The sequence below is a fragment of the Streptomyces sp. NPDC040622 genome (assembly GCF_055593965.1).
Map to the genome: position 1 here is coordinate 298,597 of NZ_JBVIXD010000007.1, position 14,259 is coordinate 312,855.

At 71.3% G+C, this 14,259-nt stretch carries 13 protein-coding genes; 3 read left to right on the top strand and 10 right to left on the bottom strand.

Features of this window, described 5'->3' with window-relative positions; translation table 11 throughout:
• Window positions 1-3: 3 nt before the first annotated feature.
• The 4 genes from ACZ592_RS21915 to ACZ592_RS21930 all read right to left on the bottom strand — a co-directional run bounded on the left by ACZ592_RS21915 (window position 4) and on the right by ACZ592_RS21930 (window position 5,581).
• The gene (locus tag ACZ592_RS21915) at window positions 4-579 is read right to left on the bottom strand and encodes a helix-turn-helix domain-containing protein (RefSeq protein WP_471583259.1); all 576 of its coding nucleotides are present in this window, start codon (window positions 577-579) and stop codon (window positions 4-6) included.
• A 105-nt stretch (window positions 580-684) separates the two neighbouring features.
• Window positions 685-1,674 (bottom strand): hypothetical protein, encoded by a 990-nt coding sequence (locus ACZ592_RS21920; RefSeq protein ID WP_471583260.1) that lies wholly within the window; start codon window positions 1,672-1,674, stop codon window positions 685-687.
• A gap of 168 nt (window positions 1,675-1,842) precedes the next feature.
• Window positions 1,843-4,452 (bottom strand): ABC transporter permease/substrate binding protein, encoded by a 2,610-nt coding sequence (locus tag ACZ592_RS21925; RefSeq protein WP_471583261.1) that lies wholly within the window; start codon window positions 4,450-4,452, stop codon window positions 1,843-1,845.
• Window positions 4,445-5,581 carry a quaternary amine ABC transporter ATP-binding protein gene (locus tag ACZ592_RS21930; RefSeq protein WP_471583262.1) on the bottom strand — a complete coding sequence of 379 codons (1,137 nt, stop codon included), beginning with the start codon at window positions 5,579-5,581 and terminating at the stop codon, window positions 4,445-4,447. The genes ACZ592_RS21925 and ACZ592_RS21930 overlap by 8 nt, the downstream gene beginning before the upstream one ends.
• Window positions 5,582-5,878: 297 nt before the next feature.
• Here ACZ592_RS21930 and ACZ592_RS21935 point away from each other — a divergent pair, with 297 nt between their 5' ends.
• Both ACZ592_RS21935 and ACZ592_RS21940 read left to right on the top strand, forming a co-directional pair.
• The gene (locus ACZ592_RS21935) at window positions 5,879-6,817 is read left to right on the top strand and encodes a 5'-3' exonuclease (RefSeq protein WP_471583505.1); all 939 of its coding nucleotides are present in this window, start codon (window positions 5,879-5,881) and stop codon (window positions 6,815-6,817) included.
• A 53-nt stretch (window positions 6,818-6,870) separates the two neighbouring features.
• Window positions 6,871-7,707, top strand: a complete 837-nt coding sequence (locus ACZ592_RS21940) for a siderophore-interacting protein (protein WP_471583263.1) — start codon at window positions 6,871-6,873, stop codon at window positions 7,705-7,707.
• 48 nt (window positions 7,708-7,755) lie between these two features.
• Here ACZ592_RS21940 and ACZ592_RS21945 read toward each other — a convergent pair whose 3' ends face one another.
• Window positions 7,756-8,355 (bottom strand): GNAT family N-acetyltransferase, encoded by a 600-nt coding sequence (locus tag ACZ592_RS21945; protein WP_471583264.1) that lies wholly within the window; start codon window positions 8,353-8,355, stop codon window positions 7,756-7,758.
• 179 nt (window positions 8,356-8,534) lie between these two features.
• Between ACZ592_RS21945 and ACZ592_RS21950 the strand changes: the two genes are divergently transcribed.
• Complete coding sequence (locus ACZ592_RS21950; protein WP_471583265.1) at window positions 8,535-9,479, top strand: RluA family pseudouridine synthase; 945 nt, start codon at window positions 8,535-8,537, stop codon at window positions 9,477-9,479.
• 3 nt (window positions 9,480-9,482) lie between these two features.
• On the opposite strand, the gene ACZ592_RS21955 is transcribed toward ACZ592_RS21950, so the two are convergent.
• The 5 genes from ACZ592_RS21955 to ACZ592_RS21975 form a co-directional block, all read right to left on the bottom strand.
• Complete coding sequence (locus tag ACZ592_RS21955; RefSeq protein ID WP_471583266.1) at window positions 9,483-10,967, bottom strand: cytochrome P450; 1,485 nt, start codon at window positions 10,965-10,967, stop codon at window positions 9,483-9,485.
• A 64-nt stretch (window positions 10,968-11,031) separates the two neighbouring features.
• Entirely contained in the window at window positions 11,032-11,646 is a 615-nt protein-coding gene (locus ACZ592_RS21960; protein WP_471583267.1) for a GTP-binding protein, read from the bottom strand.
• On the bottom strand, window positions 11,627-12,040 hold the full coding sequence (locus ACZ592_RS21965; RefSeq protein ID WP_471583268.1) for a DUF742 domain-containing protein: 414 nt from the start codon (window positions 12,038-12,040) through the stop codon (window positions 11,627-11,629). The genes ACZ592_RS21960 and ACZ592_RS21965 overlap by 20 nt, the downstream gene beginning before the upstream one ends.
• A complete protein-coding gene (locus tag ACZ592_RS21970) occupies window positions 12,037-12,444 on the bottom strand; it encodes a roadblock/LC7 domain-containing protein (RefSeq protein ID WP_055556816.1) in 408 nt (135 codons plus the stop codon). The genes ACZ592_RS21965 and ACZ592_RS21970 overlap by 4 nt, the downstream gene beginning before the upstream one ends.
• Entirely contained in the window at window positions 12,441-14,147 is a 1,707-nt protein-coding gene (locus ACZ592_RS21975) for an ATP-binding protein (RefSeq protein ID WP_471583269.1), read from the bottom strand. Before ACZ592_RS21975 ends, ACZ592_RS21970 begins: the two co-directional genes overlap by 4 nt.
• Window positions 14,148-14,259 lie beyond the last annotated feature (112 nt).

A 14,259-nucleotide genomic window follows, 5' to 3' on the forward strand; every position in this document is an offset into this window, starting at 1 on the left:
ACGTCAGCGCCCCTTGTCGTCGACGGCCTCGATGTGGTCCCCCACGGCGACCACCAGGACCCGGGTGTCGGGCACGGTGGCCCGCCAGCGGTGGCGCACCCCGCCCGAGAGGAAGAGGGTGTCGCCGCGCCCGAGACGGTAGGCGCGGCCCTCGGCCTCCATCTCGACCGCGCCCTCCAGCACGTACATCAACTCGTCGTTGCGGTGCTGGAACTCGCGCCCCTCGTCGTGGTCCCCGATGAACTCCAGGGCGTGCAGTTGGTGGTGCCCGCGCGCCAGCTCGCGCACGCGGGCGGCGGGCGTGGAGCCGTCCAGGTCCGTGTCGTCGCCCGCGCGGACCACCTCGACGGTGCGGGCGGGGTCGGCGGCGGCGAGGAGTTCGACGTCGGTGGTGCACAGGGCGTCGGCGACGCGCTGCAGGGAGCGCATGCTGGGGCGGGCGCGCTCGTTCTCGATCTGGCTGAGGAACGGCACCGAGAGGCCGCTGCGCCGGGCGACGACGGCGAGGGTGAGCTCCAGCTGCCGGCGGCGTCGCCGCACGGCCGAGCCCACCCGGAGGGTCTCCTTGTGCTCGTCCATCGCCCCGGCTCCCTTCAGCGCGTCGGCCCGCTCTCAACCCTGAGGGGTTTTCTGCACCCTACGCATGTTCGCCCAACGGTTTTGCCCCGTTGCCGAGACGGCCTCCTACAGCTCGTGCCAGTAGAGCAGTTGCCCGGACTCGCCGGGGGCCGAACCTTCACTCGGCACGAACAGGCTGACGAGCAGGGCGGGTTGGCCCCGCGGATCGGTCAGCAGCGTGGCCGAGGGATTGGCGAAGGCGCGGCTGCCGCCGTGCGTGCGGATGTCGAGGCGGTCCGCGCGGCCACTCGAGGGGTCGTACGCGTAGGTGGCCCAGCTGCCGAAGTCACCGCGGCGCCCCTGCCCCTCGATCAGCACCACGCGCTGCCCGCCGAGCTCGACGGGCGCCCGGTCGCCGATGTTGCCGCCGTTGCCCCGGCTCTGCACGGCGCGGTCCAGGCGCCGGTCGGGCTCGGCGTGCCAGTGCCGGAAGCCGGTGAGGGAGGCCCGCAGCTGGCGGTCGGTGTCGCAGCCCGCCCGGTAGTGCCCGGTGAGGTGGATCGTGGCGCCGCGCACGGCGGTGATGCTGGGGGTGCCCTCGGCGCAGCGCGAGAGGGTCAGGGGCGCGTCGAAGGCCCGGTGGGCGTGCCCGTGCAGGAGCGCCGCCAGGTGCGGGTAGGCGCGCACCGCGATGTGGTTGCGCGGGTCCTTCTCGTAGGCGAGGACGTATCCGCCGCGGCCGTCGTGCGCGAGGGACGCCTGGTGGGTGCCGGGCCCGAAGTCGTGGCGGCGCTGCCAGTGGCGCAGGTCGGCGGAGGTGGCGACGGCGGCGTGGAAGCGGCCGTCGGCCAGGAGCGTGTGGTAGACGGCGAGGTAGCTGCCGTCCGGGGTCTGCTGGATCTGGGCGGCGTCCATGGTGCGCCCGGTGTGGTCCCGCGTGTCGTAGCGGTGGCCGTCGGCGGCGGTGACGTCCCCTGCGAGCGCGGCGAGGCGGGCGGTGCCCGCGGAGGCGGGGTCCGCGTCCGCCCGCGCGAGCTGCGCGAGGAGCAGGGCGGCGGCCAGGGCCAGCGCGACGGCGGCGGCGAAGAGGGCCGTCCTGGGCTGCCTTGCGGTCACGGGTGGGTACTCACGTTCGGATGTCCGGGGGCCGGGGCCCGGTCGCCCGCGCCGGACGGGCGGGGTCCAGTCGAGGTTAGGCAGCGCGCGGGCCCGCCCGGAACGCCCCGAGGGGTGGGCTTCGCCACACGGCGATGCCCACCCCTCGGGGACGGTGGAGGCTGCGGCCTACTTCGTGGCCGTCATCTTCTCCTCGAAGCCCGGGTTCTTCTTCAGCCAGGCGTCGACGGCCTTGGGCTCATTGCCCTTGCCCGCCTTGTTGATCTCGTTCTCCAGACCGGCCAGCTGCTGCTCGCTCATGTGGAAGTTCTTGAGCCACTTGGTGAGCTGCGGGTACTGCTGGGGGAAGTCCTTGTTGGAGAGCGTGCGGATCGTGTCGCCCTTGCCGAAGCCACCCTTGGGGTCCTTCAGCTTGGTCAGGTCGTACTCGTTGTACGCCCAGTGCGGCGACCAGAGCAGGACCGCGACCGGCTCCTTCTTCGCGTACGCGGTCTTCAGCTCGGTGAGCATCGCCGGGGTCGAGCCCGCGGCGATCTCGTACTCCTTGTCGAGACCGTAGCCCGGCAGGACCTTGTCCTTGAGGGCCTGCATCACGCCGGTGCCCGGCTCGATGCCGATGATCTTGCCCTTGAACTTGTCGCCCTTGCCCTTGAGGTCCGCCAGGGACTTCACGTCCTTGACGTAGGACGGGACGGCGACCTCCAGGGACGTCGGGCTGTACCAGGAGCCGAGGTCCTTGAGGTTGGCCTTGTTCTTGTCCCAGTACGTCTTCTGGGCGGTGGGCAGCCACGCGTCGAGGTTGAGGTCGATGTCGCCCTGTCCGAGACCGGTGTAGGCGGGGCCCACGTCGGCCGGCGTCAGCTCCATCTTGTAGCCGCGCTTCTCCAGGACCCGCTTCCACAGGTTGGTGACGGCGATGTTCTCGTCCCACGCGAAGTAGGCGGCCTTCAGCGGGCGCTTCGACTCGCCGTTGCCCGAGTTCTTGGGCAGCGGAGCCAGCTTGTCGACCAGCTTCGGGTTCTTCTTCAGCCAGGCGCGGACGGCGTCCTGCTGCTTGCCCTTGCCCGCCTTGTTGATCTCCGCCTCAAGGCTGGTGAGCTGCTTCTCGTCCAGCTTGAAGTTCTTCAGCCACTTGCCGACCTCGGGGTTCTCCTTGGAGAAGCCCTTGCGCGCCAGCGAGTGCACGCCGTCGCCCTTGCCCCAGGCACCCTTCGGGTCCTTGAGCTTCTTCAGGTCGAAGTCGTTGTAGGCCCAGTGCGGCGACCACAGCGGGACGACGATCGGCTCCTTCTTGGCGTACGCGGCCTTCAGCTCGGCCAGCATCGCCGGCGTCGAGCCGTCGACGACCTTGTACTCCTTGTCGAGGCCGTACTCCTTGAGCACCTTGCTCTTGAGCAGCTGCATCTCGCCGGCGCTCGCCTCGATGCCGGTGATCTTGCCGTCGAACTTGCCGCCCTTGCCCTTGAGGTCGTCGAGCGAGTCGATGCCCTTCATGTACGAGGGGACGGTGAGCTCGAGGGACGTCTCGCCGTACCAGGGACCGAGGTCCTCCAGCTGCTTGCCGTACTTCTTCCAGTACGTGGCGTGCGTGGTCGGCAGCCAGGAGTCGGTCTGGAAGTCGACGTCGCCCTGCGAGAGCGCGGTGTAGAGCGGGCCCGCGTCGAGCTGGCTGGCGTTCACCTTGAACCCGCGCTGCTCCAGGATCTCCTTCCAGAGGAAGGTGGAGGCGACGCCCTCGTCCCAGGGGATGTAGCCGATCTTGAGTTCCTTGCCCTGGCCCACGTTCTTGGAATCGGCCACGGACTCGGACTTGGTGCCGCCGAAGATGCCCATGCCGCCCGCGACGAGCGCGAGGACGACGACGCCGACCATGGCGACGACGGGCCGGGGGCGGTAGTTCCAGACGTTCAGGCCCTGTGCGGCCCGCAGCTTGGCGAGCGTGCGCCGGCCCAGCGGGGAGACCTGGCCGCCCAGGCCGCTGGTGACGCGGTCCAGGTAGATGGCGAGGATCACGATGGAGACGCCCGCCTCCGCGCCGAGACCGACGTCGAGCTGGCCGATGGCCACGTTGACGTCGGCGCCCAGGCCCGGGGTGCCGACCATGCCGGTCAGGGCCGCCATGGAGAGGCCGAGCATGATGACCTGGTTGACACCGGCCATGATCGTCGGCAGCGCGAGGGGCAGCTGAACGCGCAGGAGCGTGTTGCGGGGCGTGGTGCCGAACGCGTCGGCCGCCTCGACCAGCTCCTTGTCGACCTGCCGGATGCCGAGCTCGGTCATGCGCACGCCGGGGGCGAGCGCGAAGACGAGGGTGGCGACGATGCCCGCGGGGGCGCCCATCCGGAAGAACAGCAGGGCCGGGATGAGGTAGATCATCGCGGGCAGCGTCTGCATGAAGTCCAGGACGGGCCTGACTATGCCGCTGACCGTCTTGGAGCGTGCCGCCCAGATGCCGAGCGGCACGGCGATCACCAGTGCCACGAAGGTCGAGACGAGCACCAGGGACAGCGTCATCATCGCGTTGTCCCACAGCTCCAGGGACACGATGAACGCGAAGCCCGCGAAGGCGAGCACACCGCCGACCACACCGCGCAGCCAGAACGCGATGACGGCGAGGATGCCCGCCATCAGCAGCGGCTCGGGCGCCGAGAGGACGTCGTTGACGCCGTCCCACATGTCCTGGAACACGGTCTTGATGAAGTCGAACAGCCAGTCCATGTGGGTTCTGAGCCATTCGACCGAGTCATTGACCCAGTCGCCGAAGGGAATCCTAGGCACCGCTGCTCACCTTGCCCACGTTCTTGCCGCCGTTGTCCTGCGTGCCGTCGCCCTTCGCGCCGTCCTGCGCGGGGACGGCGGCCGCGTCCTGCGGCTCCGGCTCGGAGCTCATCGGCTCGCCCAGTACGGCGAGCAGACGCGCCCGCGGCACCACACCGACGAGCTCGCCGTCGGCGTCGGTCACGGCGACCGGCACGTCACTGGTGGAGCAGGGCGTGAACAGCTCGATGATCGGGGTGTCATCGGTGACCGTGGCGGGCGCGTCGGCCCGCACGAAGCCCTGGTCGGGGTCGGCCATGATGGCGCCCGCGGTCAGGACCCGGGACCGGTCGACGTCCTGCGTGAACGAGGCCACGTAGTCGTTGGCCGGGGTGACCAGGATGTCCTGCGAGGTGCCGATCTGGACGATGCGGCCGTCGCGCATGACGGCGATCTGGTCGCCCAGGCGCATGGCCTCGTTCAGGTCGTGGGTGATGAAGACGATGGTCTTCTTCAGCCGCTTCTGGAGCACCAGGAGCTGGTCCTGCATGTCACGCCGGATCAGCGGGTCGAGGGCGCTGAACGACTCGTCCATGAGGAGCATGTCGGCGTCGGTGGCCAGCGCGCGGGCCAGGCCCACGCGCTGCTGCATGCCGCCGGACAGCTCGTCGGGCCAGGACTTCTCCCAGCCCTTGAGGCCCGCGAGCTCCAGTGCCTCGGTGGCGCGCTTCTCGCGCTCGGCGCGCGGGACGCCCTGCACCTCGAGCCCGTATCCGGCGTTCTCCAGAACGCTGCGGTGGGGGAAGAGCGCGAAGTGCTGGAAGACCATGCTGATCTTCTTGGAGCGCACCTCCCGCATCTCCTTGGCGCTCAGCTCGGTCAGGTCCTGACCGTCGAAGCGCACGTGACCGGCCGTCGGCTCCGACAGTCCGTTGAGCATGCGCAGCAACGTGGACTTGCCGGATCCGGAGAGACCCATGACGACGAAGATCTGGCCCGGCTCGACCTCGAAGGAGGCGTCGATGACGGCAGCGGTGGTGCCCTCGTCGCGCAGTTCCTCTCGGTCGGCTCCGTGGCGGAGTCGCTCCACCGCGTCATCGGGTCGTCTGCCGAACACTTTGTACAAGTGTTCGGCCTGCAGCCTGGACACATACACCTCTCGGGTTGAACCAAGACGGCCCGCCTCCCCCGCCGGCGGGCCGTGGAGCATCGCGGGGTCTGCCCACTTACCCGATCGAAATGTTGAATCCTCGACCTGGTTGGCTCCGGATGCGCGCCTTCCCGCACTTACACAGAACAAACCAAGGAGTGGCCCAGGTCACATTTGTTGCGTGCACCGGCACGGCACTGCGCGATGCGCAACGTGATCCACCCGGCGGCCCCGTGCCGCCGCTCCGCGGGTGTCGCCGTGCGCAGCGCGGCCGCACTGTCGGTGCGGTGCGGCATGATGCCCGATGTGACTCAGCGAACTCGACGGCTCATGCTCCTCGACACGGCGTCCCTCTACTTCCGGGCCTACTTCGGGGTCCCGGAATCGGTGAAGGCCCCGGACGGCACTCCGGTCAACGCCGTGCGCGGACTCCTCGACTTCATCACCCGCCTCGTCCAGGACCACCGCCCGGACGACCTGGTCGCGTGCATGGACGCGGACTGGCGCCCGCACTGGCGGGTCGAGCTCATCCCCTCCTACAAGGCGCACCGCGTCGCCGAGGAGGTCCCCCAGGGCGCGGACGCCGAGGAGATCCCGGACACGCTCTCCCCGCAGGTGCCGATCATCGAGGCCGTCCTCGACGCGCTCGGCATCGCGCGCGTGGGCGTCGAGGCGTACGAGGCCGACGACGTGATCGGCACCTTCGCGGGCCGCGCGAGCGGCCCGGTCGACATCGTCACCGGCGACCGCGACCTCTACCAGCTGGTCGACGACGAGCGCGGCATCCGCGTCCTCTATCCCCTCAAGGGCGTCGGCACCCTCCAGATGACGGACGAGGCGTGGCTGCGCGAGAAGTACGGCGTGGACGGCTCCGGCTACGTCGACCTGGCGCTGCTGCGCGGCGACCCCAGCGACGGCCTGCCGGGCGTGCCCGGCATCGGCGAGAAGACCGCCGCCAAGCTCCTGGACGCCTTCGGCGACCTGGCCGGGATCATGGCCGCGGTCGACGACCCGAAGTCGAAGCTCACCCCCTCCCAGCGCAAGCGGCTCGATGAGTCCCGCGCGTACGTGGCGGTCGCGCCGAAGGTCGTACGGGTGGCGGGCGACGTCCCCCTGCCGGAAGTGGACCTCGCTCTTCCGCGGGCGCCCCGCGATCCCGCCGCCCTCGACGGGCTCGCGGACCGCTGGGGCCTGGGCGGTTCGCTGACGCGCCTGCTCTCCACCCTCCACGAGTGAGGTGTTAGCTTAGGTAAACCTAAGTACTTGTTGGATCAGGGGAGGCCGCCGCCATGGCAGAACGTCCGGCACGCAAAGCACCGAAGGCCCACGTCGCGCAGGTCGTGCGCACGGAACGGCTGACCCCGCACATGCAGCGCGTGATCCTCGGCGGCGAGGGCCTCGCCGCGTTCACCACCGCAGGGTGCACCGACCACTACGTGAAGCTGCTCTTCGACGCCGAGGGCGTCAGCTACCCCGAGCCCTTCGACCTCCAGCGGATCCGCGAGGAGCTCCCGCGCGAGCAGTGGCCGGTGACCCGGACGTACACGGTGCGCTGGTGGGACGCCGAGACCCGTGAACTGGCCCTCGACTTCGTGATCCACGGCGACGAGGGCCTCGCGGGACCGTGGGCGCGGGACGTCGAGCCGGGCGCCACGGTGCGCTTCCAGGGTCCGGGCGGTGCGTACGCCCCGGGCGCGGACGCCGACTGGCACCTCCTCGCCGGCGACGAGAGCGCCCTGCCGGCGATCGCCGCGGCGGCCGAGGCGCTTCCCCGGGACGCCGTCGCCCACATCTTCATCGAGGTCGAGGGCGCCGAGGAGGAGCAGAAGATCGCGACGGACGCGGAGATCGTCTGGCTGCACCGCGGCGACCGCCCGGTCGGCGAACTCCTCGTCGAGGCCGTGCGCTCCCTGGAGTTCCCCGCGGGCGAGCCGCAGGCCTTCGTGCACGGCGAGGCGGGCTTCGTGAAGGAACTCCGCCGCTACCTGCGCGTGGAGCGCGAGATCCCCCGCGAGCAGCTCTCCATCTCCGGCTACTGGCGCCTCGGCCACAACGAGGACGGCTGGCAGGCCTCCAAGCGGGAGTGGAACGCCCAGGTGGAGGCGGAGCAGGAGAAGACGGCGTAACCGCGCCCGGCCACCGCGGAGGCGACCGGGCCCGCCGCCGCACCGGCGTCACGCCGACGCGGCAGGCCCGTCCTCCCTGATCCGCGCATGCAGATGCATGTCGTGCCAGCCGTCCTCGTGCAGCAGGGCGCTGCGCTTCGTGCCCTCCGCCGCGAAGCCGGTCTTCAGGGCGACGCGGCAGGACGCCTCGTTCGCCGTCGAGTGGCTCAACTCCAGGCGGTGCAGGCCCACCTCGTCGAAGGCCCACTCTGCGAGGGCGGTGACCGCGCGCGGGGCGACGCCCTTGCCGCGCGCCGACGGCATGGTCCAGTACGCGACTTCGGCCTGGCCGTCACCGAGGACGATGAAGTGCAGGGCGACCCGGCCGACCACCTCGTCCGTGTCCGCGTCGGCGACCGCCCAGTACGCGTCGCGCTCGTCCGCCCACACCGTGCGCCAGCCCTCTATCCAGCCGCGCACCTCGCTCTCCGAGTCCGCCACGCGCGCGTGCCAGCGCTGGATCACGGGATCCTGGAACGCCTCGTACACGGCCGGGGCGTCGGCGGCCTCCCAGGGGCGCAGTACCAGGCCGCCGGGGGCGGGGAGCGTCGGCTGCTGACGTCGGGCCAGGGTGCCGGACGCGACGATGTCGGAGATCTTGAAAGGCATGGGCGCATGGTGCCAGCGGGCGCATGCGCGGCGGCAGTGGTTTTCCGGGGCGCACATGAGCCTGCGGCCCCGGCGCCCGCGCGCCCGGCACACCCGCCCACCCCCCGAGGCCGGCGGAAGCTCCCGCCGCCCCCGCACCGCCCCCGATGACCTGGGGCGCCCCGTACGCTGACCCCCTGATGACACGCAAGCCCCGCATTCCCCCCGCCCCGCTCCCCCAGCGCGAAGGCGTCGACCCCGTCCGGGTCAAGCTGCCGCTCGACGGGGCGTGGCCGACCGTCCGCGACCACCTGGTGGAGCGGCTCTCGGCGGGGCCCGGCGTCGTCGACGCGATGCTGCGGGACGGCAGGATCGTCGGCGCGGACGGTGTGCCGGTGACCCCGCACACGCCCTACGCGCCGGGCGTCTTCCTCTGGTTCCACCGCGACCTCCCTGCGGAGGTCACCGTGCCGTTCCCCCTGGAGATCGTGCACCGGGACGAGCACATCGTCGTCGTGGACAAGCCGCACTTCCTCGCGACCATGCCGCGCGGCAGCCACGTCACCCAGACCGCCCTCGCCCGCCTGCGCGCCGGGCTCGGCCTCCCGGCCCTGGGCGCCGCCCACCGCCTGGACCGGCTGACCGCCGGGCTGCTCCTGTTCACCGTGCGGCCGGAGGAACGCGGTGCGTACCAGACGCTGTTCCACGACCGCCGCATCCGCAAGGAGTACGAGGCGGTGGCGCCGTACGACCCGCGGGTACCGCTCCCGAGGACCGTGCGCAGCCACATCGAGAAGGTCCGCGGGATCATCGCGGCCTACGAGGTCGAGGACGCCGAGCCGAACAGCGAGACCCGGGTCGAACTCGTCGAGCACCGCGCCGGCCTCGGCCGCTACCGCCTCACCCCGCACACCGGCCGCACCCACCAGCTCCGCGTCCACATGAACGCGTTGGGTCTGCCCCTCCTCGGCGACCCGGTCTACCCGGTGGTGACCGAACCCGTCCCGCCGGACGACTTCCGGAGGCCCCTCCAACTCCTCGCGCGGTCACTGGAGTTCACGGATCCGGTCACGGGCGTCGAGCACCGCTTCGTGAGCGGCCGGACGCTGGGCGCCTGGGCGTCGTACGACACCTGGGCGCGGTAGCCGTCAGTAGCCGCGCCACCAGGTGAGGAAGCGCTGCCAGGCACCCTTCGGGCGGTCGCTCCCGGACGGCGGGGCCGCGGCGGGCGCGGCCGACGGCGGCGCGGTCGGGGCCGCGGGCTCCGGGCGGCGCGGCGGCGGGGACGACACGTGCCAGTCCCTGCGCGGCGCGGGCATCTGCGCCGAGGGGCGCGCCATGACGTCCTGCGGCGGACGCGGCGCGAACTGCACGGGCAGCTCCACCAGGTGCCGGGACAGGATCGACGACGTCCACCGCAACTCCCGCTCGTCCACGGCCAGTTCCACGTCAGGAAGCCGCATCAAGAGCGCGTCGACGCCGGTGTCCGCGATGGCGCGGCCGATGTCCTGGCCCGGACACTCGTGCGGGCCGCCGCTGAACGCGAGGTGCGAGCGGTTGCCCTGCATGTTGGCGGTGAGGTCGGGGCGCACGACCGGGTCGACGTTGCCGGGCGCGATGCCCAGGATGAGGCCGTCGCCCGCCCGGATCCGCTGGCCGCCGAGCTGGGTGTCCTGTTTGGCGAAGTAGCCGACCATCGCGCTGAACGGCGGCTCGTCCCACAGGGACTGCTCGACCGCCTCGGGGACCGTCATCTGGCCGCCGCTGAGCTGGGCGCGGAAGCGCGGGTCGGTCAGGACCATCCGCAGGACGTTGGCGATGAGGTTGGCGGTGGCCTCGTAGGCGGCGATGAGGACCAGGCGCAGATGCGCGCCCACCTCGTCGTCGGTGAGCGCGGCGGGGTGCGCGATGAGGTTGCTGGTGAAGTCCTCCTCGGGGTTGGCCCGGCGCCGCGCCACCAGTCCCATCAGGACTTCCATCACGTACGCGTTGCTGGCGATGGCGGTCTCGGTGCCCTTGATCATGTCGCGGGCGGACTGCACCATGCGCTCGTTGTACTCCTCGGGCATGCCGAGGACGTGGCACATCACCATCATCGGCAGGTGCTCGGCGAACTGGCTGACGAGGTCGGCGCGGCCGTCCTGGCAGATGTCGTTGAGCAGGTGGTTGGTGTAGCGGTTGATGTAGCGGCGGATCCCTCGGTGGTCGATGCCCGACATGGCGCCGGTGACCGCGCCGCGCAGCCGCTGGTGCTCGTCGCCCTCGACGAAGCTGGCCATCGGCTGCCAGGTGAAGACGGGCGCGAGCGGGTGGTCCAGGCCGGCGGTGCCGTCCTGCACGGCCCGCCAGCGCCGCGAGTCGCGGTTGTACTGCGAAGGGGTGCGGACCATGTGGAGGTTCTCGCTGTGGCCGAGCACCGCCCAGATCGGCACGTCGTTGTGGATCAGCACGGGCGCGACCGGGCCGTGCTCGGCGCGCAGCTTCTCGTACAGGCCCGCCAGGTCGGCTTCCGCCTCGGGGCCGTAGAGGCGGCGCAGTCCGCCGGGGCCGAGGCCGTGGGCCGGACAGCCCGGCGGCGGCGAGGCGGTGGGGTCGTCGGTGCCGGGCCAGGAGGGGGAGGCAGGAGTCGTCACGGTCGTCGCTCCGGGTTTCGCTGAAGGGTTCCGGGTTGGTGTTCACGGGGGAATGCGGGTGCGGTCACACGCGGGCCACCGTCAGGGAGTGCAGGTAGCGCATCAGGGTCATCAGGACGTCCCTGCTGGATTCCTTGCGGCGGGCGTCGCACGCCATGATCGGCACCGCGGGCTCCAGGTCGAGGGCCCTGCGCAGGGTCTCGACGGGGTGGTGGGGCGCGTCGGGGAAGTCGTTGACGGCGACGACGAACGGCACGCCGCGCTCCTCCAGGCGGCCGATCACGTCGAAGCTGACTTCGAGGCGGCGGGTGTCGATGAGCACGACCGCGCCGAGCGCGCCTTCGAAGAGGCCGTTCCACAGGAACCAGAAGCGTTCCTGGCCGGGGGTGCCGAAGAGGTAGAGGACGAGCTCCTCGGAGATGCTGATGCGCCCGAAGTCCATCGCCACGGTGGTGGCCGTCTTGGAATCGGAGCCGTAGTTGTCGTCGACCCCGATGCCCGCCTGCGTCATCGTCTCTTCGGTGGTCAGCGGGCGGATCTCGCTCACCGAACCCACCATCGTCGTCTTGCCGACCCCGAAGCCACCCACGATCACGACCTTCACGGCGGCGGTGGCCGTGTGCGGCAGGACGTCCTCACTGCGGGGACCGGTGATCGTGTCAGAGCTTTTGAAGTCCATGCATCACCGCTTCGAGGAGGGATCGGTCGGGGAGCGCGGAGCGGACGATGGGCGCGCGCGCCTGGACGAGTTCGGACCCGAGCAGCTCCGTCAGGACGACGGTCACGACGCTGAACGGCAGGGCCATGTAGGCCGAGAGCTCGGCGACGGACAGCGGTGTCGTGCAGAGCCGCAGGACCGCGGAGTGCTCGGGCTGCGCGGTGGGCGCCGCCTCTCCCTGCGCGACGATCAGGGTCACGAGGTCGAGCGGGGCCCGCTCGGAGCCCTCACCCGTGAGGATGTACAGCCGCTCGGGGTTGTCGGGGCTGCGGCGCTCGCGCTGCGGGGGCGTACCGCGCTGCGGCGGGATGTCCCCCGGCTCCGAGCCGCGGGGGGTGTCGTGCGGAGGAGTCATACGGCCTGCCCGTCACGCCGGGGCGGGCTCGTCAGGTGCGCCCCGATGCGTACGACGAGGTCGCGCATGCGGGTGCCGATGAGGCCCGCGTCGACGGTCTCGTCGGCGAGCACGGCGAGGTAGGCGCCCGCACCGGCGGCCATCAGGTAGAAGTAGCCGCCGTTGATCTCGATGATCACCATCTTCATGCCGCCGTCGCTGTGCGGGATCTCGGTGGCCACGGCGGCCGCAAGGCTCTGCAGCCCCGCGCAGGCCGCGGCGATGCGGTCGGCCGCGTCCGGGTCGCCGCCGTAGCGGGCGATGCGCAGACCGTCGGCGGAGAGCACCACGATCTGCCGTGTCTGTGGCACCCCGTCGGCGAGCTCCTTCAGCATCCAGTCGAAATTGGCGCGTTGCTGGATCACTGCCAGTCCCTCTCGTCGGCGCTGCCGTGGTTGTTCTGGGTGGTTCCGTGCGGCGGGAAGTAGTCCTCGGCGACGGATCCGTCCGCGGCGGATCCGTGCAGAGGCACCTGGCCGGGGTCGGGGCGGCCGGAGTCGGGGCCGCCGGAGCCAGGGCCGCCGGGGTCAAGGCTGTCGGGGTCCTCGCCCTTGACGCCCTTCATGAACGCCTCGATCCACAGGCCCGGTTCGGGCTCCTCCCGCTTCGGCGCGGGCACCGGCGGGGCGGTCGCGGCCGCGTGGGCCTCGGCGATCCGCTGGGCCTCGGCCTCCTGCGCGTACCGCTCGCTGAGGGAGACCTTGACGCGGCTGCGGCGCTGCGGCAGACCGCCCGGGGTCCACTCGGTGACCTCGGGAACGTCGTCCTCCATGGCCGCGGTGAGCGGGGAGCGCAGCGGCGGTCCCGCGGTGACCACGCGCGGCTTCTTGCGGCGGATGTTGCGGGCGGGTTCCTCGATGAGGCGGCCGCCGTTGTCCACGCGCGGCACGGCGGAGGCGCCGATGCCGTGGGCGAGGCCGGGCGCGGGCCCGGTGGTGATCATCTCGCGCGGCACGATGAGGACGGCGCGGACGCCGCCGTACGCGGACTGCCGCAGCGAGACCTGCAGGTTGTACATCTGCGAGAGGCGGCCGACGACGGCCATGCCCAGCCGGGGCGTCTCGCCGAGGTCGTTGAGGTCGATGCCGGCCTGCGCCTGCTCCAGCATGCGCTCGGCACGGGCCCGCGCCTCCTCGCTGAGGCTGACGCCGCCGTCCTCGATCTCGACGGCGATGCCGGTCTGCACCTCGACGGCGGTGACGTGCACCTTGGTCTGCGGGGGCGAGTAGCGGGTGGCGTTGTCGAGGAGTTCGGCACAGGCGTGGATGAGCGGTTCGACGGACGTGCCGTGGATGGCGACGTTGGCGATCGAGTGCAGCTCGACGCGCGGGTAGTCGAGGATCCGGGACATCGCGCCGCGCAACACGCTGAACAGCGGTACGGGCTTGGGCCACTGGCGGCCGGGGCGGGCGCCGCCGAGCACTGCGATGGAGTCGGCGAGACGGCCGATCAGCGCGGTGCCGTGGTCGATGCGGAGCAGGTCGTCGAAGACCTCGGGGTTGCGGCCGTGGAACTCCTCCATGTCGCGCAGTTCCGCGGCCTGTTGGTGCACGATCGACTGGACGCGCCGGGCGATGTTGACGAAGGCGCGCTGCGCGGACTCGCGCATCGCTTCCTCGCGGTCCAGGGTGTCGAGGACGGAGCGGAGCAACTCACGCTGGGAGTCCGGGAGATCGCGGTAGGCCTCGTCCTTGTCCACGACGTTGCGGACGACTTCGACGGGCGATTCGCCCTGCCGCAGCCGCCAGAGCGCGTCGGGCAGGATCTCCCGGCCCAGGCGGACGGTCTCGTCGTCGTGGGACGCGATGCGCCGCTCGAGGAAGGCGAGTCGCTGTGCGTACTGCGCGCGCAGGCCTCGGACGGTCCGGCCGCGCCGTACCGCCTCGGCGCCGACCGCGATGATCATCAGGGTCGCGACGGCGCCGCACCAGGCGACGGCGGTCCTGGCCGGTTCCGTCACCGAGGCGACGGCGGCTCCGGTCGCCGCCGCCATCAGCATGGCGGGCAACAACAACACGCGCGCGTAAGGGACTTCTCGGCCACCGGGAGGCGATTGAACACTCACCATGTATGCCCTCTGAACACTCGGCTTGGGGGAAAGGACGTCTTTGGGGGATGACGGACCATATGCGTGGGGGTGGTGAAACGTACGATCGAAACATTTGGGAACAAGCGCGCGA

Bases quoted from the DNA above. Each gene is read 5' to 3' on its own strand.
- ACZ592_RS21975 (WP_471583269.1), bottom strand. From the start codon at position 14,147: ATGGTGAGTGTTCAATCGCCTCCCGGTGGCCGAGAAGTCCCTTACGCG.
- ACZ592_RS21950 (WP_471583265.1), top strand. From the start codon at position 8,535: ATGACACGCAAGCCCCGCATTCCCCCCGCCCCGCTCCCCCAGCGCGAA.
- ACZ592_RS21965 (WP_471583268.1), bottom strand. From the start codon at position 12,040: ATGACTCCTCCGCACGACACCCCCCGCGGCTCGGAGCCGGGGGACATC.
- ACZ592_RS21915 (WP_471583259.1), bottom strand. From the start codon at position 579: ATGGACGAGCACAAGGAGACCCTCCGGGTGGGCTCGGCCGTGCGGCGA.
- ACZ592_RS21940 (WP_471583263.1), top strand. From the start codon at position 6,871: ATGGCAGAACGTCCGGCACGCAAAGCACCGAAGGCCCACGTCGCGCAG.
- ACZ592_RS21935 (WP_471583505.1), top strand. From the start codon at position 5,879: ATGCCCGATGTGACTCAGCGAACTCGACGGCTCATGCTCCTCGACACG.
- ACZ592_RS21945 (WP_471583264.1), bottom strand. From the start codon at position 8,355: ATGCCTTTCAAGATCTCCGACATCGTCGCGTCCGGCACCCTGGCCCGA.
- ACZ592_RS21960 (WP_471583267.1), bottom strand. From the start codon at position 11,646: ATGGACTTCAAAAGCTCTGACACGATCACCGGTCCCCGCAGTGAGGAC.